The 19,911-nt window shown below is 72.6% G+C and carries 12 protein-coding genes; 2 read left to right on the top strand and 10 right to left on the bottom strand.

What is annotated here, in order from left to right:
• Nucleotides 1-744 (bottom strand): maltotransferase domain-containing protein (locus ACZ6SQ_RS30900; protein ID WP_469567907.1); only part of this gene is annotated, 744 nt, incomplete at its 3' end.
• A 225-nt stretch (nucleotides 745-969) separates the two neighbouring features.
• Complete coding sequence (locus tag ACZ6SQ_RS30905) at nucleotides 970-1,287, bottom strand: S8 family serine peptidase (RefSeq protein ID WP_469568084.1); 318 nt, start codon at nucleotides 1,285-1,287, stop codon at nucleotides 970-972.
• 104 nt (nucleotides 1,288-1,391) lie between these two features.
• On the opposite strand from ACZ6SQ_RS30905, the gene glgP reads away from it, so the two are divergent.
• The gene (gene glgP / locus ACZ6SQ_RS30910; protein WP_469567910.1) at nucleotides 1,392-4,010 is read left to right on the top strand and encodes an alpha-glucan family phosphorylase; all 2,619 of its coding nucleotides are present in this window, start codon (nucleotides 1,392-1,394) and stop codon (nucleotides 4,008-4,010) included.
• Between the two features lie 10 nt (nucleotides 4,011-4,020).
• Here the strand turns inward: glgP and ACZ6SQ_RS30915 are convergent, their stop codons facing one another.
• The 8 genes from ACZ6SQ_RS30915 to glgX all read right to left on the bottom strand — a co-directional run bounded on the left by ACZ6SQ_RS30915 (nucleotide 4,021) and on the right by glgX (nucleotide 18,443).
• Nucleotides 4,021-4,533, bottom strand: coding sequence for a DUF1990 family protein (locus ACZ6SQ_RS30915; RefSeq protein WP_469567913.1), 513 nt, complete (start codon nucleotides 4,531-4,533; stop codon nucleotides 4,021-4,023).
• Nucleotides 4,534-4,593: 60 nt separating this feature from the next.
• A complete protein-coding gene (locus ACZ6SQ_RS30920) occupies nucleotides 4,594-6,255 on the bottom strand; it encodes a M4 family metallopeptidase (RefSeq protein WP_469567916.1) in 1,662 nt (553 codons plus the stop codon).
• Nucleotides 6,256-6,478: 223 nt separating this feature from the next.
• A complete protein-coding gene (locus ACZ6SQ_RS30925) occupies nucleotides 6,479-8,521 on the bottom strand; it encodes a M4 family metallopeptidase (protein ID WP_469567919.1) in 2,043 nt (680 codons plus the stop codon).
• Between the two features lie 263 nt (nucleotides 8,522-8,784).
• Nucleotides 8,785-10,584: an ABC transporter ATP-binding protein gene (locus tag ACZ6SQ_RS30930; RefSeq protein ID WP_469567922.1), complete on the bottom strand. Its 1,800-nt coding sequence runs from the start codon at nucleotides 10,582-10,584 to the stop codon at nucleotides 8,785-8,787.
• Nucleotides 10,581-12,461, bottom strand: a complete 1,881-nt coding sequence (locus ACZ6SQ_RS30935; RefSeq protein WP_469568086.1) for an ABC transporter transmembrane domain-containing protein — start codon at nucleotides 12,459-12,461, stop codon at nucleotides 10,581-10,583. The genes ACZ6SQ_RS30930 and ACZ6SQ_RS30935 overlap by 4 nt, the downstream gene beginning before the upstream one ends.
• A gap of 11 nt (nucleotides 12,462-12,472) precedes the next feature.
• Nucleotides 12,473-14,329 carry an ABC transporter ATP-binding protein gene (locus tag ACZ6SQ_RS30940; RefSeq protein ID WP_469567925.1) on the bottom strand — a complete coding sequence of 619 codons (1,857 nt, stop codon included), beginning with the start codon at nucleotides 14,327-14,329 and terminating at the stop codon, nucleotides 12,473-12,475.
• Complete coding sequence (locus ACZ6SQ_RS30945) at nucleotides 14,326-16,104, bottom strand: ABC transporter ATP-binding protein (RefSeq protein WP_469567928.1); 1,779 nt, start codon at nucleotides 16,102-16,104, stop codon at nucleotides 14,326-14,328. The genes ACZ6SQ_RS30940 and ACZ6SQ_RS30945 overlap by 4 nt, the downstream gene beginning before the upstream one ends.
• 86 nt (nucleotides 16,105-16,190) lie before the next feature.
• Nucleotides 16,191-18,443, bottom strand: a complete 2,253-nt coding sequence (glgX, locus tag ACZ6SQ_RS30950; RefSeq protein WP_469567930.1) for a glycogen debranching protein GlgX — start codon at nucleotides 18,441-18,443, stop codon at nucleotides 16,191-16,193.
• A gap of 150 nt (nucleotides 18,444-18,593) precedes the next feature.
• On the opposite strand from glgX, the gene ACZ6SQ_RS30955 reads away from it, so the two are divergent.
• Nucleotides 18,594-19,832: a L,D-transpeptidase gene (locus ACZ6SQ_RS30955; RefSeq protein ID WP_469567932.1), complete on the top strand. Its 1,239-nt coding sequence runs from the start codon at nucleotides 18,594-18,596 to the stop codon at nucleotides 19,830-19,832.
• Nucleotides 19,833-19,911 lie beyond the last annotated feature (79 nt).

Raw genomic sequence — 19,911 nt, forward strand, 5'->3', positions numbered from 1 at the left:
CAGGGCCCGTTCCCGCTCCACCAGCAGCGGCATCGCCTCCGACGCCGTCACCAGCTCCCGCAACGGATGCGCGGACAGCGCCGCGTCCACCTCGGGCGTCAGGGCCGCCGCCAGCCGGGAGGCCGCCGGGCGGTTCTCGTCGCGCAGGGCTCCGGCGGCGCCGAGCAACGCCTCGCGCACACCGTCGGCCCTGGGGGCGTCGACGGCGGCGCGCTCGTGCAGGCGCGCCCCCTCCTCCAGCACGAGGCCGGTGTCGATGCCCGCCGGGATCTTGATCCGCGCGTGGTGCCGCCAGGTGGCGACCGGATCGCTCCAGGCCTCCACCGTGAACGTCCACGCGCCGGGCCGGTCCGCGACGACGGTGGCGCCCCAGCGGTCGGTACCGGGAGCGAGTTCACGCAGAGGAGTGAACGCGCCGGTCCGGCCGTCCGGACCGGTGAGCACGACATTGGCCGAAACGGCGTCATGTCCTTCGCGGAAAACCGTCGCTGAGACCTCGAAGGCCTCACCGGTCACGGCCTTCGCGGGCCGGCGGCCCTGCTGCACGACCGGCCGGACGTCGAGGACGGGGATGCGTCCGACGGACGTGGCGGCGCCTGTGGGTGCCGCCGGGGCCGGCGGGTGTCCCGGTGCGGGTGGTTCCGGGACCTTCGGGCTCGCGGGGGCGCGTGCGGCCCGCGGGCGTACGGGGGTCGGTTCGGTACTGGGCGTCGGGAGTGCCGACGTGTGGTGCTTGGCGGGCATCACCGCTCCTGTCCGCGTCAACGTGGGTGGGCGGATGGCTGGGGGAGTGGGTCCTGCGGGTGTACCTGCTGGTGTCCCTGCGACGGAACCGGTGAGGTGTACCGCAGGAGCCTTCCCACCCTATTCGGGTGGGCAATCCGGCACTTTGTTAACTACTCACGCGTATGTCTGCGCACAAGTCCGGCCCCGTTCCGGATGAACGGGGCCGGTCCCATGTGTCCGCCGCTACCGGCGCGGAAGGCGCAGAATTTTGTTCGGCGAGCCGGGTCCCCCTCCGGACACCCTGCCGGAAGCCACCCCGTCGGCCAGAGCCTTCGCGGCCGAAGCGGGTGAGGCTTTCGGATGTCCGGAAAGGAACACCGCCGCTGTCCCGGCCGCATGTGACGCGGCCGTGGACGTACCGGAGAAAGTCACCCGCCCAGTGTCGTCGCTGCGCCGCGCGGACGTGATCGACACGCCGGGCGCGAACAGGTGGGGGCGTGGACCGTAGTTCGAGCGGACGGCCCGGGGGATGGAATCGGCCAAATCGGCGGAAGAGGTCATGGGCGAGAGGTCCAGCGAGGTCGGCACCGGCGCCGGTACCGTCGTACGGAACGTTGGGACGCACTTCGCCGTGCGGGCCCATTCACAACGCGCCGAGGTGGAATGTGAAGGCGATCCGTCGATTCACCGTCCGTCCCGTTCTCCCCGAACCCCTCCGCCCCCTGAGCGATCTGGCCCGCAATCTGCGCTGGTCCTGGCACGCCGAGACCCGTGAGCTGTTCCAGTCGGTGGACCCCGAGCGGTGGGCCGCTTCTGACGGCGACCCCGTGCGGCTGCTCGGCGGGGTGCCGCCGCGGCGGCTGGCCGAGCTCGCCCAGGACCGCCGGTTCCTGCGCCGTCTGAGAGCGGCCGTCGACGAACTGGGCGACTACGTCCGCGGCGACCGCTGGTACCAGGCGCAGCCCGCCGGACTGCCCGCCGCCGTCGCCTACTTCTCACCCGAGTTCGGGATCACGGCCGCCCTGCCGCAGTACTCCGGCGGGCTGGGCATCCTGGCCGGCGACCATCTGAAGGCGGCCAGCGACCTCGGTCTGCCGCTGATCGGGGTCGGCCTGCTCTACCGGCACGGCTACTTCCGCCAGACCCTCTCCCGCGACGGCTGGCAGCAGGAGCACTACCCGGTCCTCGACCCCAACGAGCTCCCGCTCGCCCTGCTGGAGGAGCCCGACGGCACCCCCGCGCAGCTCTCCCTGGCCCTGCCCGGCGGCCGCGCGCTGCACGCCCGGATCTGGCTCGCACAGGTCGGCCGCATCCCTTTGCTGCTGCTCGACTCCGACGTGGAGGAGAACGACCTCGGCGAACGGGGCGTCACCGACCGGCTCTACGGCGGCGGCAGCGAGCACCGGCTGCTCCAGGAGATGCTCCTCGGCATAGGAGGAGTCCGGGCCGTGCGCACGTACTGCCGGCTCACCGGGCACGCCGAGCCGGAGGTGTTCCACACCAACGAGGGGCACGCCGGGTTCCTCGGTCTGGAGCGCATCGCCGAACTCTGCGACCGGGGGCTGGACTTCGACTCCGCCCTGGAGGCCGCGCGGGCCGGCACGGTCTTCACCACGCACACACCCGTGCCGGCGGGCATCGACCGCTTCGACCGGGAGCTGGTCGCCCGGCACTTCGGCCCCGACGCCGAACTCCCCCGCATCGACGTCGAGCGCGTCCTGCGCCTCGGCATGGAGACCTATCCGGGCGGCGAGCCGAACCTGTTCAACATGGCCGTGATGGGCCTGCGTCTGGCCCAGCGCGCCAACGGCGTCTCCCTGCTGCACGGCAACGTCAGCCGGGAGATGTTCTCCGGCCTGTGGCCCGGCTTCGACGCCGACGAGGTGCCCATCACCTCCGTCACCAACGGTGTGCACGCCCCGACCTGGGTCGCCCCCGAGGTGCTGCGGCTCGGCGCCCGCAAGGCCGGTGCCCAGCGCACCGAGGACGCGCTCGCCGTAGGCGACATGGACCGCTGGGACGCCGTCACCGACGCCTCCGACCAGGACGTCTGGGAGCTGCGCCGCTCCCTGCGCGAACAGCTCGTCACCGAGGTGCGCTCCCGGCTGCGGGCGTCCTGGCGGCAGCGCGGCGCGGGCACGGCTGAGCTGGGCTGGATCGACCAGGTCCTCGACCCGGACGTCCTCACCATCGGCTTCGCCCGCCGCGTCCCGTCGTACAAACGCCTCACGCTGATGCTGCGGGACCGCGACCGGCTGATGGATCTGCTGCTGCACCCCGAGCGGCCGGTGCAGATCGTCGTCGCGGGCAAGGCGCATCCGGCGGACGACGGCGGCAAGCGGCTGATCCAGGAGCTGGTCCGGTTCGCCGACGACCCGAGGGTGCGGCACCGCATCGTCTTCCTGCCCGACTACGGCATGGCGATGGCGCAGAAGCTCTACCCCGGCTGCGACATCTGGCTGAACAACCCGCTGCGCCCGCTTGAGGCCTGCGGCACCAGCGGGATGAAGGCCGCCCTCAACGGCTGTCTCAACCTCTCGGTCCTGGACGGCTGGTGGGACGAGTGGTTCCAGCCCGACTTCGGCTGGGCGATCCCCACCGCGGACGGCGCCGGGACCGACGTGGACCACCGCGACGACATCGAGGCCGCCGCCCTCTACGACCTGCTGGAGCAGCGCGTCACCCCGCGCTTCTACGAGCGCGGCCGCGGCGGGCTGCCCGAGCGCTGGATCGAGATGGTCCGCCAGACCCTCACCCTGCTCGGCCCGAAGGTGCTGGCCGGCCGGATGGTCCGGGAGTACGTGGAGCGGCTGTACGCCCCGGCCGCCCACGCCCACCGCGCGATGGACCCCGACTCGGCCCGTGAACTGGCCTCCTGGAAGGCCCGGTTGCGCGCCTCCTGGCACGCGGTGGCGGTCGACCACGTGGAGACCTCCACGTCCGTGACGACCGCCGAGCTGGGCTCCACCCTCACCCTCAGGGTGCGGCTGCGGCTCGGCGACCTCGGTCCGGACGACGTCGAGGTGCAGGCCGTCTCGGGCCGGGTGGACGCCGAGGACCGTCTCACGGACGCCTCGGCGGTGCCCCTCAAGCCGGCCGGCGGCCCGGACCTGGAGGGCAACTGGTGCTACGAGGGCCCGCTCGCCCTCGACCGCACCGGTCCGTTCGGCTACACGGTCCGCATCCTGCCGTCCCACCGGCTGCTGGCATCGAGCGCGGAACCGGGCCTGATGGCCACGCCGTCGGAGGACGTGGTGGAGGGTGCGGGGGTACTGCTGAGGTGACGCTCCCGGCTCACGTCCCCTGCTCGGACTCCGAGCACAGCGCGCGCAGCACCTTTCCGCACCTGCGGGCGTAGGCGTGCTGGAGTCCTCGTGCGGCGGGACCGCCCGCGCGGGAGTACCACTTGGCCGGCCGACTGAAGGCGGACACCGTGAGCCACACGGTGCCGTCGCCGGTCCGGTCGACCACGAAGGACTCCTCGCCGCACTCGGGGTGACCGTGCAGCGTCCCGTAGGCCCAGCCGGCGCGGCGGGGCTCGTCGACGGTCCACACCACGCGGCAGGGCGCCTTGATCACACCGGCGAGGGTGATGGTCACGTCACCGCCCTCGACAGCGCGCTCGGCGTCGGCCTGTACGCCGACACCGAGCGCCTTGTGCATCTCCCAGGTGCGGACCGCCTCCGCGGCCCGCCGGAACACCGCCTCGCCCTCCCCGATCCGGGTTCGGACGTGCAGCGGATGGAAGCCGGGCGGGCAGTAGCCGTCACGACGCGTCGCGCCGACCTCGTCATAGGTGAAGGACATGCCGCCCTAGCCTAGAGCGGGGGCGGCCGACGCCGACAGCCGCCCACGCCCTCGGCGGGGTCAGCTGACGTTGACCGCCGCCCAGGCCGCCGCCACCGTGGAGTACTCCGTGCTGGAGGACCCGTACAGGGCGGAGGCCGCGCTCAGGGTCGCCGTGCGGGCGCCCTTGTAGTTGGTCGTCGACGTCATGTAGGTCGTCAGGGCCTTGTACCAGATCGCCGCGGCCTTGGAGCGCCCGATCCCGGTGACCGTGGAGCCGTTGTACGTCGGCGAGCTGTAGGTCACGCCGTTGACCGTCTTCGTTCCGCTGCCCTCGCTGAGCAGGTAGAAGAAGTGGTTGGCCGGGCCGGAGGAGTAGTGCACGTCGAGGCCGCCCAGCGACGAGGACCAGTAGTCGGCCGAGGAGCCGTCCTTGCTGGGCTTGTCCATGTAGCGCAGCGGCGTGCCGTCGCCGTTGATGTCGATCTTCTCGCCGATGAGGTAGTCGCCCTGGTCGGAGGAGTTCGCGGCGTAGAACTCCACGGCGGTGCCGAAGATGTCGGAGGTCGCCTCGTTCAACCCACCGGACTCACCGCTGTAGTTGAGGCCGGCGGTGTTGGAGGTGACGCCGTGGGTCATCTCGTGGCCGGCCACGTCGATGGAGGTGAGCGGCTTGAGGTTGCCCGTGCCGTCGCCGTAGGTCATGCAGAAGCAGCTGTCCGACCAGAAGGCGTTGACGTAGGCGTTGCCGTAGTGGACCCGGGAGTAGGCCGCGACGCCGTTGTTCTTGATGCCGTTGCGGCCGAAGGAGTTCTTGTAGAAGTCCCAGGTGACCTGGGCGCCGTAGGCGGCGTCGACGGCCGCGGTCTGGCTGGTGGAGGAGCTGGACGCGGTGCCGGTGCCCCAGGTGTCGTCCGCGTCGGTGAACAGCGTGCCGGCCGAGGAGGACGTGGAGCGGGCCTTGTTGTACGTCTTGTGGCCGCCGCGCGAGGCGTCGGTGAGCTGGTACGTCGAGCCCGACAGGGACGTGCCGAGGGTGACCGTGCCGGAGTACTGGCTCTTGCCGGTGCCGGTCTCGATGCCCTGGTACTCGTACAGCTTCTTGCCGGTGGCGGCGTCGGTGACGACGTGCAGTTCGTTGGGGGTGCCGTCGTCCTGGAGGCCGCCGACGACGGTCTCGTAGGCGAGGGTCGGCCTGCCCGTCGCGGCCCAGATCACCTTGCGGGGCGCGCCGGAGGCGTCGGCGCGGCTGCCGCCGAGGGCCTTGGCGCGGCCGACCGCCTGCTTCTCGGCGGCCGCCGAGGCGATCTCGGGGGTGAGGTCGGCGACCTCGACGGCGGCCTTGACCGCCTTGGTGACGCCTTCGGTTCTGCCGGCCGCGTCCTCGTGGACGACCAGGTCGCCGCCGAGGACGGGGAGTCCGGCGTAGGTGCGCTCGTAGCGGGTGTGCAGGCTGCCGTCGGCGTCCTTGACGACGTCGCGGACGACCAGCTTCTCCCGGGCGCCGAGGCCTATCGCCACGGCGGTCTCGGCCTTCTCGGCGTCGGCCTCGCGGATGAGCGCGGTGCGGCTCGCGGGGGAGAGCGCGAGCGGCGCGGCGGTGACGGCCGCGCGGCCGGGGTCGGCGGCGGGCTCGGCGGCGGCCTGGCCGCCGGTGAGTGCGGTGGTCAGCAGCGCCCCGGAGGCGACAGCGGTCGCGACGGCAAGGGTGGTGCGCTTGTGACGCGCGTAGCGGGGGGTCACACAGGCTCCTTGGTTCGTGGGGGAGTTGGTGCTTGTGCGGCGGTGGAGGAAGCCTGGCACTCATGGTGCGTACATGTCATGACCCCGGCGCGATCTTGACCTAAAACTTACTGTCCGGTAAACGTTTCCGGAATGTAAACGAACGCCTCCCCGGCCCGGGACGCAGGGCGCCGCCCCGGTGGACGAACCACCGGGGCGGCGAAGGGAGTTGACGCGTTCCGGGCTACGGGAACGTCAGTCCCCAGCTGTTGATGTAGCCGGTGTCGATGGCCGCGTTGTCCTGGACCCGCAGCAGCCAGGTCCCGTTGGCGACCTCGGACGAGGCGTTCACCGTGTACGCGGTGTTGATGTTGTCGGCGCTGCCGCCGGTGCCGTACGCCTTCAGCGTGTAGGCCGTGCCGTCGGGCGCGACCAGCTGCACCTGGAGGTCACCGATGTAGGTGTGCACGATGTTCACCGGGACCTGGAGGTTGCTCGGCGCGTTGCCGGTGCGGCCGGTGACGGTGATCGGCGAGGTGACCGCGGCACCGACGTCCGGGATCGACACGTCGGCCGTGTTCTCGAACGTGGTGCCACCACCGCCGCCACCGGAGCGGGAGCCGACCGCGACGGCCGCCCACGCGTCCTGGACCGCCTTGTACTCGGCGCTGGTGGTGCCGCCGTACAGCTCACTGGCCACCGCGAGGGTGCCGGTACGGGCGCCCGCGTAGTTGGTGTTGGAGCTGAACTTGGTGGTGAGCGCCTTGAACCAGATCTGCTCCGCCTTGGCGCGGCCGATGCCCGTCACCGGAAGGCCGTCCGAGGTGGGCGAGTTGTAGGTGACACCGTTGATCGTCTTGGTGCCGCTGCCCTCGCTCAGCAGGTAGAAGAAGTGGTTCGCCGGACCCGACGAGTAGTGCACGTCGATCGAGCCGATGCCGGAGTACCAGCTGTCCTTGGACGCGCCGTCCTTGCTCGGCTTGTCCATGTAGCGCAGCGGCGTGCCGTCGCCGTTGATGTTGATCTCCTCGCCGATGAGGTAGTCACCGACGTCGGAGGAGTTGTTGGCGTAGAACTCGACCGTCGCGCCGAAGATGTCGGAGGTGGCCTCGTTGAGACCGCCCGACTCGCCGCTGTAGACCAGGCCCGCCGTGGCCGAGGTCAGACCGTGGCTCATCTCGTGCGCGGCCACGTCGATGGAGGTGAGCGGGTTGGCGTTGCCCGACCCGTCGCCGTAGGTCATGCAGAAGCAGCTGTCCGACCAGAACGCGTTGACGTAGTTGTTGCCGTAGTGGACCCGGGAGTACGCGCCGACACCGTCGCCGCGGATACCGCTGCGGCCGTGCACGTTCTTGTAGTAGTCCCAGGTCAGCGCCGCGCCGTAGTGGGCGTCGGCGCCGGCCGACTCCAGGTTCGACGGGGTGCCGTTGCCCCAGACGTCGTCGGGCCCGGAGAACAGCGTTCCGGTGCCGGACGTACCGCGGTTGAGGTTGTACGTCTTGTGCCCGCCGCGCGCCCCGTCGGTGAGGTTGTACGTCGAACCGGACTGGGTCGTGCCGAGCGTCACCGTGCCGCTGTAGACGGTGTTGCCCGTGCCGGTCTCGATGCCCTGCCACTCGTACAGCTTGGCGCCGGAGGTGGCGTCGGTGACGACGTGCAGTTCCTGCGGGGTGCCGTCGTGCTGGAGGCCGCCGACGACGGTCTCGTAGGCGAGGGCCGGCTTGCCGGTCGCGGCCCAGATCACCTTGCGCGGGGCGCGGTTGACGTCGGCGCCCTTGGCGCGCTCGGCCTTCGCGGCGCCCAGCGCCTGCTTCTCGGCGCGCTCCGCGGCGACGGACGGCGTGAGGGAGGCGACCTCGATGGCCGCCCGGGTCGCCTTCACGACGCCCTCGCGCGAGCCGTCCTTCGCGGTCGCGACGATCAGGTCGCCGCCGAGGACGGGCAGGCCGGCGTAGGTGCGCTCGTAGCGGGTGTGCACCGTGCCGTCGCGGTCCTGGACCACGTCACGGACGACCAGCTTCTCCTTGGCACCGAGGCCCAGGCCACGGGCGGTGTCCGCCTTGCCGGCGTTCGCCTCGCTCAGCAGCTCGGCGCGCGCGGCCGGGCTGAGCTTGGCCGGAAGGGCGCCGGGGTTCACCTTGCCGGCGGCCGGGCGGGCCGTCTGCGGCGCCGCGGAGGCGGCACCCGCCTGGACGGCGGCGGCCAGAAGCGCGGAGACGCCGACGAGGGCGACGGCCGCGGCCTTGCGGGTGTGGGAGGTGCGTCTGTGGGAGGAACTGCTTCTCAACACTGACTCCTTCTGCGGGCCGCGGGTCGCGCGGCCAGGGGAGACCGGATGGCGGGTGGGCCCTCCGGGCAGAACGGGGTGGTGCGTGAAACCACGTGCGTGAAGAGCAGTGACCGGCCCCCCAGCGTGCGTTCGGCTGACTGTGGGGTTGCTGTGGGGTGGCCGTGGGAAGAGTGGCAGGAGATCGCGTCACCTGTCAGGAGCGCGTCAAGAGATTGGCCGGAAATCGTTCGTTGACCGGAGGTTCGCGTTCGATATGCGGACTATTCACCTGACTTGAAGGCGCCGTCGCCGACGGCCCCGGCGGACGCCTCCGCGGCGCCCGGTTCCCCGTGCCAGGTCCGCCACAGCCGCGCGTACGGCCCGTCCGCCGCCACCAGCTCCTCGTGCGTGCCGAGTTCGGCGATCCGGCCGTCCTCCATCACCGCCACCCGGTCCGCGTCGTGCGCGGTGTGCAGCCGGTGCGCGACCGCGATGACCGTACGACCGTGCAGTACGGCCGCCAGGGCGCGTTCGGCGTGCCGGGCGGTCGCCGGGTCCAGCAGGGCCGTGGCCTCGTCCAGGATCAGCGTGTGCGGGTCGGCCAGCACGACCCGGGCGAGGGCGAGCTGCTGGGCCCGCGGGCCGTCCACCCGCATGCCGGAATCGCCCACCTCGGCGTCCAGTCCGCCGCACTCGCGCACCCAGGCATCGGCGCCGACCGTGGCCAGAGCCCGCCACAGCGGGCCGTCCTCCGCGTCCGGCGCGGCGATCCGCAGATTGTCCCGAATCGTACCCAGGAAGACATGGTGATCCTGGGTCACCAGCACCACCTGCCGCCGCAACTGCTCGGGGTCCAGGGCCGCCACCGGCACCCCGCCGACCGTCACCGACCCCTCGGTCGGCGCGTCCACCCCCGCCAGCAGCCGGCTCAGCGTCGTCTTGCCCGCCCCCGACGGGCCCACCATCGCGAGCCGCTCGCCCGGGCGGATCGTCAGATCCACCCCGCGCAGGACCTCCTCGCCGCGGCCGTAGGAGAACCGCACCCCGGAGACGTCGATACGGTCGTCCTCGGGGGCCGCCGCCGACGCCTCGGCCGTACGCGGCGCCCCGGCCAGGCCCTCGACGCGGGCGAACGACGCGCCGCTGCTCTGCAGTTGCTCGACCCGCATCAGGATCTCGTCGAGCGGCGCGCTGAACTGCTGGAGATACACGGCCGCCGCCACGACCGAGCCCAGGCTCAGCATCCCGTGCGTGAGCAGCACACCGCCGATCAGCAGCACGCCGGCGACCGGGAGGACGTAGGACACCTCCACCACCGGGAAGAACACCGTGCGCAGCCACAGCGTGTGGAAGCGGCGGCGCCGGGACTCCGCGAGCGCCTCCCGGCTCGCCGTGATCCGCCGCCGCTGGAGGCGGAACGCCTCCACCGTGCGGGCCCCGGCCGCGGTGGCCGCGAGGATCTCGGCGACCTCGGAACCGGCCGCGCCCTCGGCGAGATAGCCGTCCCGGGCCCGGCGCAGGTACCAGCGCAGCACCAGCCACACCGGGAGGAGTCCGAACACGCCCACCGCGCCGAGCAGCGGGTCGACGGCGAACGTCGCGCCGAGCAGGAAGAGGGCCTGGACGAGGTTGATCAGCAGGTCGGGGCCCGCGTCGCGCAGGGTGGTGCCGACCGCGGTCACGTCCGCCGTGCCGCGGGCCGTCAGATCGCCGGTGCCCGCGCGTTCCACCGCGGAGGCAGGCAGGGCGAGGGCCCGGTCCACGAACTCCTCGCGCACCCGTGCGAGGGTCCGCTCCCCGAAGCGGTGGCCCACGTAACGGGCCCAGCGGGCGAGCAGCAGCTGGGCCACCGAGCAGGCCACGATGGCGAGGGCGAGGCGGTCCACCGCGCCGGTCCCGGAGCCGGCCCGGACCTCGTCGATGATCCGGCCCAGCAGCCAGGGGCCGGCCAGGCCCGCGGCGGCCGCGGCGGCGTTGAGGGCGACGACGACCGTGAAGGCCCGGGTGTCGGCCCGGATCAGCCGCAGTGAGGCGCGGCGGACCTCGGCGGGTTCGGCGACGGGCAGTGGCGCCCGGCTCATCGCACGGCCTCCTCGGTGGCGGTGGTCTCCTCGGTGCTCTCCTCCGTGGTCTCCTCGGTGGCGTCGCGGGACACCAGGGCCCGGTAGCCCGGTTCGTCGGCGAGCAGCCGGGCGTGGGTGCCGCTCGCCGCGACCTTGCCGTCGACGAGGTAGTGGACGGTGTCCGCCCGGTCCAGGACCAGGGGGGAGGTCGTGGTCACCACGGTGGTGCGGCCTGCGCGGCCGGTGCGGAGGCGGTCGGCGACCTGGGCTTCCGTGTGGGCGTCCAGGGCGGAGGTGGGTTCCACGGCGATGAGGACCTCCGGGTCGTGGAGGAGGGCCCGGGACAGGCGGACGCGTTGGCGTTGGCCGCCGGAGAGGTTGGTGGCCTGGGCGTCGATCGGTGAGTCGAGGCCGGCGGGGAGGGCGTGGAGGATGTCCTCGGCGGCGGCGATGCGCAAGGTCCTCCGGAGGTGCGCGTCCTGGGGTGCCTCTTGCTGTGGGTTCGCGGCTGACCGTGCGTCGTGGCTTGTCGCGCAGTTCCCCGCGTCCCTTGAGGGCGGTGTTGCGCCCTGCGGCGGAGCCGCTGATCGGTGCAGTCCCGCGTCCCTTGAGGGCGGTGTCCGGCCGTCGATCACGTCCCTCAGCGGGCCCGCGAACAGGTCTGCGTCCGGGGTGGCCAGGAGGATTCTGGATCTGATCTGGGCGAGGGGGATGTCGGAGAGGCGGGTGTCGCCCCAGGTGGCCGCGGAGGGCTCGTAGCGTGCGAGGCGGTCGGTGACGGCCGCGGCGTCCGCGGGGTGTTCCGCCGCGAGGGCGGTGAGGCGGCCGGGGCGTACCCGGACACCGGAGTCGGGGTCGTGCAGTACGGAGGGTTCCGCGGGCGCCGGCGTCGTGCCGGTGTCGGGATCGGGCTCCAGACGCAGCAGCCGTACGACGCGCCGGGCGGCCACCACACCGCGTCCGAGCTGGTAGCCGCACTCCAGGAGGAACGCCACGGGGCGCACCAGCACCGCCACATAGCCGTACACGGCGACCAGTTCGCCGACGGTGATGGTGCCCTGGGCGGCCAGCCGGGCGGCGAGCCAGGTCACCACGGCCAGGAACAGCGTCGGCAGCCCGATGCCCAGCGCCTGCATCCAGCTGGTCACGGCCCCCACCCGGTAGCCCTGCTCGCGCAGCCGGGCCGAATCCGCGCGGAAGGCCTGCGCGAACAGCTCCTTGCCGCCCAGGCCGTTGAGCACGCGCAGCCCGCCCGCGAGGTCGCCGATCCGGGCGGTGAGCACACCCTGCCGTTCCCGGTACTCCGTCTCGGTGCCCTGGAGCCGGCCCATCAGCGGACCGACGAGCACCACGAGGACCGGCACGCCGAGCAGCACCACCGCCGCGAGCTGCCCGGACACCGACAGCAGCAGCCCGGCGACGACGCCGTAGGCGACCACCGCGCCGAACCCGGGCCCGACCACGGTGAGGGAGCCGCTGATCTGCGCCACATCACCGACGCCGATCGTCATGACCTCGCCGGTCCCGATCCGGCGGGGCAGCGCGGCACCGAGCCGCACCGCGTGCCCGACGACGACCTTCACCGTGCGGAAGTTGGCGTCCATCCGCACCCGGGTCATCGTGCGGTGCCGCATGATGCCGATCCAGGCGTTGAACGCCCCGGCCGCCACCAGCGCGCCCGTCCACACGGCCAGCGCGCCCAGGTCGCCCGGGACCAGTCCCTCGTCGACGGCCCGGGCCATCAGATACGGCGTCGCCGACAGCAGCACCATCCAGGCACTGCCCAGCACCGCCCCGGCCACCGACCGGCCCGGCTGGCGCAGCACCAGCCACCACAGATACCGCCAGCCGCCGCGCCGGTCGGGCGTGCCGGGGTCCTCGTACGCGTCGATCACCGGCCGTCGCCTCATGCGAGACTGTCCCGCCATGCCCGGTGCAGGTCCGCGAACCGGCCCGTGCCGTCGACGAGTTCGGCGGGGGTGCCGTCCTCGACGACGCGGCCGTGCTCCATCACCAGCACCCGGTCGGCGATCTCGACCGTGGACAGCCGGTGCGCGATCACCACCGCGGTACGGCCCTTGAGCACGGTCGTCATCGCCCGCTGCACCGCGCGCTCGCCCGGGATGTCCAGCGAGCTGGTCGCCTCGTCCAGGATCAGCACCGCCGGATCGGCCAGCAGCGCCCGCGCGAACGAGATGAGCTGGCGCTGTCCCGCGGAGACTCGGCCGCCCCGCTTGCGTACGTCGGTGTCGTAGCCGTCGGGCAGGGCGGTGATGAAATCGTGCGCGCCGATCGCCTTCGCGGCCCGCTCGATCTCCTCGCGGGTGGCGTCGGGGCGGCCGATGGCGATGTTCTCGGCGACCGTGCCGGAGAACAGGAACGCCTCCTGGGTCACCATCACCACCCCGCGCCGCAGTTCGGACACGGCCAGCTCGCGCAGGTCGACGCCGTCCAGCAGCACCTGGCCCTCGGTCGGGTCGTAGAACCGGGCGAGCAGCTTGGCCAGCGTGGACTTGCCCGCGCCGGTCGAGCCGACCACGGCGACCGTCTGCCCGGCCGGCAGGGTCAGGTCGAAGCGCGGCAGCACCTCGCCGCCCGTGCGGTAGGCGAACCGGACGCCGTCGAAGACGACCTCGCGGCCGGGCAGTTCGCCGGGCGCCGGGGGAAGCTGCCGGGGAGCGGTGGGCTCGGGGACCGTCGGCGTCTGCGCGAGCAGCCCGGCGATCTTCGACAGCGAGGCGGACGCCGACTGGTAGGAGTTGAGGAACATGCCCAGCCGGTCGATCGGGTCGTACAGCCGCCGCAGGTACAGCACGGCCGCCGCCAGCACACCGAGTTCCAGGGTGCCGCCGGCGACCCGGTAGGCACCCCACAGCACGATCAGCGCGACGGCGGTGTTGGCGACCAGCCGGGAGCCGACGACATAGCGGGCCATCTCCAGCAGGGCGTCGCCGTTGGTGCGCTCGTGGCGGTGGTTGAGCGCCCCGAACTCGGCGTCGTTGACCGTCTCGCGACGGAACGCGCGCACCGGGCGGATGCCGTTCATCGTCTCCACGAACTTCACGATCACCCGGGCGATCGCCGTCGAGCGCTCCTCGTACACCCGCGCCGCCCGCCGCTGGTACAGCCGGACGAGCCCGTACAGCGGCACGAACGAGGCCACCGCGACCGCGCCGAGGCCGAGGTCCAGCCAGAGCAGCAGGGCCGAGATGTAGACGAAGGACAGCACCACCGTGACGAGTTCCTGGAGGCCCTCCTCCAGCAGCTCGCGCAGCGACTCCACGTCGGTGGTCGACCGGGAGATCAGCCGGCCCGAGGTGTAGCGCTCGTGGAAGTCGACGCTGAGCGCCTGCGCGTGCCGGAAGATCCTGCCGCGCAGGTCGAGCAGCACGTCCTGGTTGACCCGCGCGGAGATCACGATGAACGCGTACTGGAGGGCGCCAGCGGCGAGCGCGCTCAGCAGATAGCCGGCCGCGACCGCCCACAGCGGGCCCAGGTCGTCCTCGCGGAAGGCGGGGACCGCCCGGTCGATGGCGTACGCGACGAGCAGCGGGCCCGCCTGGACCGCCGCCTGCTGGAGCAGCAGCACGAGCGTGGTGAGCGCGACCCTCGCCCTCATGGGGGCGAGCAGGGAGCGCAGCAGGGCGCCCACGGCCCCCGGCGGTGTGGGCAGGGTGTCGTTGTCGAACGGGTCGTCGCCGCGGCGCGCCGGTTCGTCGTCGGCCGGGTCCTGGGTCGTCGCGCCGGCGGCTGTCGCCGTCATACCGGGGCCTCCTCGTCCGCTCCGGACATCAGGTGCGCGTACTCGGCGTTGGTGCGCAGCAGTTCGTGGTGGGTGCCGACGGCGGCGATACGGCCCTCGGAGAGCAGGGCGACCCGGTCGGCGAGCAGCACGGTGGAGGGCCGGTGCGCGACGATCAGGGCCGTGGTGTCGGCCAGCACGCGGCGCAGGGCGGCCTCCACGGCGGCCTCCGTGTGCACGTCCAGCGCGGACAGCGGGTCGTCCAGGACCAGGTACCGGGGTCTGCCGACGACGGCGCGGGCCAGCGCCAGCCGCTGCCGCTGCCCGCCGGAGAGGCTGAGGCCCTGTTCGCCGACCTGGGTGCCGGTGCCCTGGGGCAGGCTGTGGGCGAAGGCGGCCTGGGCGATGTCGAGGGCCCGGGCGAGGTCCTCGGGGCCCGCGTCGGGGCCCGCTCCCATGAGGACGTTCTCCCCGACGCTCGCCGAGAAGAGGGTGGGTTCCTCGAAGGCGACGGCGACGAGGGCGCGCAGTTCCTCGCGCGGGACGGTGGTGATGTCCACGCCGTCGACGGTGATCCGGCCCCCGGTCGCCTCGTGCAGCCGGGGGACCAGGGCGGTCAGGGTGGTCTTGCCGCTGCCGGTCGCTCCCACCAGGGCCATGGACTCGCCGGGTCTGATGTGCAGGTCCAGGCGGTCGAGGACGGGCGCGCTGCCGGGGGAGGCGTCGGGATAGCGGAAGGTGACGCCCTCGAACCGCAGTCCGTCGTGGCCGGGGTGCGTCACGGCGGCGGGCACGCCCGGGCACTCCGGCTCCGCGTCCATCACCTCGTAGTAGCGCTCCGTCGCCGTCGCCGCCTCCTGGCTCATGGCCAGCAGGAAGCCGATGGAGTCGACGGGCCAGCGCAGCGCGAGGGCGGTGGAGAGGAAGGCGACGAGGGTGCCCGCGGACATCGCGCCGTCGGCCACCCGTACGGTGCCCAACACCAGCGCGGCGCCGATCGCGAGCTCCGGGAGGGTCACGATGACGGCCCAGATCGCGGCCAGCAGACGGGCCTTGCGCAGCTCGGTGCCCCGCAGGGTGCTGGACAGCTCGCGGAAGGCGCGGGCCTGGCTGCGGTGCCGGCCGAAGCCCTTGACGATACGGATGCCGAGGACGCTCTCCTCGACCACCGTCGTCAGGTCGCCGACCTGGTCCTGGGCGAGCCGGGCCACCTCGGCGTAGCGCTTCTCGAAGAGCACGCAGGTGACTACCACCGGGACCGTCGGGATCAGGATCACCAGGCCGAGGACGACGTCCTGGGCGAGCATGATCACGATGCCGGCGAGGATCGTCACCCCGTTGACGAGGAGGAAGGTCAGCGGGAAGGCCAGGAACATGCGCAGAAGCATCAGGTCGGTCGTCGCGCGCGACAGCAACTGGCCCGAGGCCCAGCGGTCGTGGAAGGCCATCGGAAGCCGCTGGAGACGCCGGTAGAGGGCGTCCCGCATCGACGCCTCGACCGCCGCCAGCGGCCGCGCCACCAGCCAGCGCCGGAACCCGAACAGCAGGGCCTCGGCGAACCCGAGCAGCAGCAGGAACAGCGCGCCCAGCCACACCCCGGCCGGGTCGCGGCCGGCCACCGGCCCGTCCACGACCCACTTCAGGACGAGCGGGATCACCAGCCCCACACAGGAGGCGACGACCGCGACGAACGCGGCGGTGAACAGCCGCGCCCGGACGGGCCGGACGAAAGGCCACAGACGCAGCAGGCTGCGGACGGCGGAGTGGTCCTCGGGGGTTGAACGTGTCGTGGGCATCAGCAGCGAGCCTACGGTTCACCACTGACACTGCCCACCGAGTTTTGGCCGGGCCGCCCTCCGCTCCTGGTCCTAGGACCTGCCCCTCAGCCCACCTCGAACAGCAGCACCGACCGTGCGGGCACCGTGATCACCGCCCCCGCCCGGTGCACGACCGCCGGTGCCTCGCCCTGCTCCTCGCGGGAGGTGTCGACGACCAGCTCGTAGCTCTCCGCCCACGGCGGCCCCGGCAGCACGAACTCCGCCGGACGGTCGGCGGCGTGCAGGACGGCCAGGAAGCTCTCGTCGAGCACGGGGGCACCGCGGCCGTCCCGGCCGGGGATGTCCCGCCCGGACAGATACATGCCGAGCGTGGCGGCGGGGGCGTACCAGTCACCCTCGGTCATCTCTGTGCCCCGCGCGGTGAACCAGGCCAGGTCCCGCAGCCCGTCCGCCGAGTGCGGCCGCCCCGAGAAGAACGCCCGGCGGCGCAGCACCGGGTGCCGGTGACGCAGCGCGATCAGCCGGGACGTCAGCTCGAACAGGGCCCTCCAGCCGGGGTCGTCCAGCAGCGACCAGTCCACCCAGCTGATCTCGTTGTCCTGGCAGTAGGCGTTGTTGTTGCCGTGCTGGGTGCGCCCGAGCTCGTCGCCCGCGACCAGCATCGGCACCCCCGTCGACAGCAGCAGGGTGGTCAGCAGGTTGCGCAGCTGCCGCCGCCGCAGCGCGCGCACCCCCTCGTCGTCGCTCTCGCCCTCGGCGCCGCAGTTCCAGGAACGGTTGTCGTCGGTGCCGTCCCGGTTGTTCTCCCCGTTGTCCTGGTTGTGCTTGTGGCCGTACGAGACGAGGTCGCGCAGCGTGAAGCCGTCGTGCGCGGTGACGAAGTTGACCGAGGCGTAGGGCCGCCGGCCGCCCCAGGCGTACAGGTCGCTCGACCCCGACAGGCGGTAGCCCAGGTCCCGCACGTCGGGCAGCGCGCCCCGCCAGAAGTCGCGCACGGCGCCCCGGTAGCGGTCGTTCCACTCCGTCCACAGCGGCGGGAAGGCGCCCACCTGGTAGCCGCCCGAGCCGACGTCCCACGGCTCCGCGATCAGCTTGACCCGGCGCAGCACCGGGTCCTGGGCGATGACCGCGAGGAACGGGGAGAGCATGTCGACGTCGTGCATCGAGCGGGCCAGCGCGGCCGCCAGGTCGAACCGGAAGCCGTCCACCCCCATCTCCGTCACCCAGTAGCGCAGCGAGTCGGTGATCAGCCGCAGCACCTGGGGCTGGACCACGTGCAGGGTGTTCCCGCAGCCCGTGTAGTCGGCGTAGCGGCGGGCGTCGGCCTGGAGGCGGTAGTAGCCCCGGTTGTCGATGCCCTTCAGCGACAGCGTCGGGCCCAGCTCGCCCGCCTCGGCGGTGTGGTTGTAGACCACGTCGAGGACGACCTCGATCCCGGCCGCGTGCAGCGCCCGCACCATCCGCTTGAACTCGCCGACCTGCTGGCCCGCCGTACCGGAGGCCGCGTAGGCCGCGTGCGGGGCGAAGTAGCCGACGGAGTTGTAGCCCCAGTAGTTGCGCAGGCCCCGGCGCAGCAGATGGTCCTCGTGCGCGAACTGATGGACCGGCAGCAGCTCCACGGCCGTCACGCCCAGCTTCACCAGGTGCTCGATCGCCGCCGGGTGGGCCAGCCCGGCGTACGTGCCGCGCAGCTCCTCGGGGACACCTGGGTGCAGCTTGGTGAAGCCGCGCACATGCAGCTCGTAGATCACCGAGTCCGCCCACGGCGTCTTCGGGCGGCGGTCGTCCGCCCAGTCGTCGTCGTCATGGACGACGACGCCCTTGGGGACGTACGGCGCCGAGTCGCGGTCGTCGCGGACCGTGTCGGCGATCTGCTGCTGCGGCCAGTCGCGGACATGGCCGTAGACCTCCGGCGGCAGCGCGCCGTAGTCGTTCCCCGCGGCGGCGTCCACCGCGCGCGCGTACGGGTCGAGCAGCAGCTTCGCCGGGTTCCAGCGGGCGCCGGTCCACGGGTCCCAGCGGCCGTGCACCCGGTAGCCGTAGCGCTGGCCGGGCAGCACACCGGGCACGAAGCCGTGCCAGATCTCATGGGTGAGCTCGGTCAGCCGGGCCCGGGTCTCACGGCCCTCCTCGTCGAACAGACACAGCTCGACGGCTTCCGCCCCGCCCGCCCACAGCGCGAAGTTGGTGCCCGCCACGCCGTCCGGGCCGACCCGGTACCGGGCGCCCAGCGGGGTCGGCGCGCCCGGCCACACGGGCATGGCGGGGACCGGGGCCCCGCGTCGCGCCCCCTCGACGACGGCGGCCGTACGCCCGTCCTGGACGGCCACCGCCTCCTGCTCGGCTGCGCTCGACACCTGTCGGCCTCCCGCGGCTCGTGGCACGACACGGAGAGGGCGCGCCGGCTACGCCCTCACCTCGGCTCGTGTCGTCCCTTCCCACTGTTCTGCCCAGAGCTTGGGTCGCACTCACGTTTCCGCAGGGCGCGCCCGTCGTTGGGCACTGATGTGAGGCACGTACATGGGCGCGCTCGGCGCGCGGGGGCCGCTCTGGCCGCCGTACTGACATGGGCAGGACTGCTGGCCGGCGCGGCCGGCTGCACGGGCGGCGGGGGGCTGGACAGCATGCTGGGCAAGCCCCGCGCGCCCGAGGACGTCATCCGGATCACGCCGCAGGACGGCAGCAGGGACGTGCGGCCCGGCCGGCCGCTGGCCGTGACGGTGCCCGACGGGCGGCTGGAGTCGGTGAAGGTCACCGCGTCCCAGGACGCCCAGGAGACGGAGGTCCCCGGCCGGATCTCCGCCGACGGGCTGAGCTGGCGGCCCGACGACGAGCGGCTCGCCCTGGCCGCCCGGTACAGCGTCGACGTGGTCGCCCTCGACGGCCACGGCCGCCGCTCGGCCCGGCACACGACGTTCACGACGTATGTCCCGCGCGAGCGGTTCATCGGGTACGTCAGCCCGGAGAACCGGGCCACGGTCGGCACCGGGATGATCGTCTCCCTCGAGTTCAACCGGGAGATCACCGACCGTGCCGCGGTGGAGCGCGCGGTACGGGTCACCTCGCGCCCGGCGGTGGACATCCGCCCGCACTGGTTCGGCAACGGCCGGCTGGACTTCAGGCCCGAGCAGTACTGGAAGCCCGGCACCCAGGTGACCGTCGAGCTGCGGCTGAGGGACGTGGAGGGCGCGCCCGGGGTGTACGGGCTCCAGCACAAGACCTTCGGCTTCACGGTCGGCCGCAGCCAGGTCTCCCTCGTCGACGCCGCCCGGCACACCATGGAGGTGCGGCGCGACGGCGAGCTGCTGGCGACCGTGCCGGTCACCGCGGGCGCCCCGAAGACCACGACGTACAACGGGAAGATGGTGGTCACCGAGATGTACGAGGTGACCCGGATGAACGGCGCCACGGTCGGCTTCAAGAAGAAGGACGGCAAGGGCGAGTACGACATCCCGGACGTGCCGCACGCCATGCGGCTGACCCGCTCCGGCACGTTCCTGCACGGCAACTACTGGGCGGACGCCTCCGTCTTCGGCAGCAGCAACGTCAGCCACGGCTGTGTCGGCCTCCAGGACGTCAAGGGCGGCGGGGCGCAGACGCCGGCGGGCTGGTTCTTCGACCGCAGCCTGATCGGGGACGTGGTCGAGATCGTCGGCAGCAAGGACAAACAGGTCGCTCCCGACAACGGCCTCGGCGGCTGGAACATGGACTGGCGGGAGTGGAGGGCGGGCAGTGCCGTGAAGTAGCTCCCCGGACCGGGCCGGTTGGGACCGAATGGTGACAATCGCGCGACCTCGGTGCTCCTGAACAGGCGGTTAATATGCG

This window comes from Streptomyces sp. NPDC048600 (assembly GCF_055587025.1).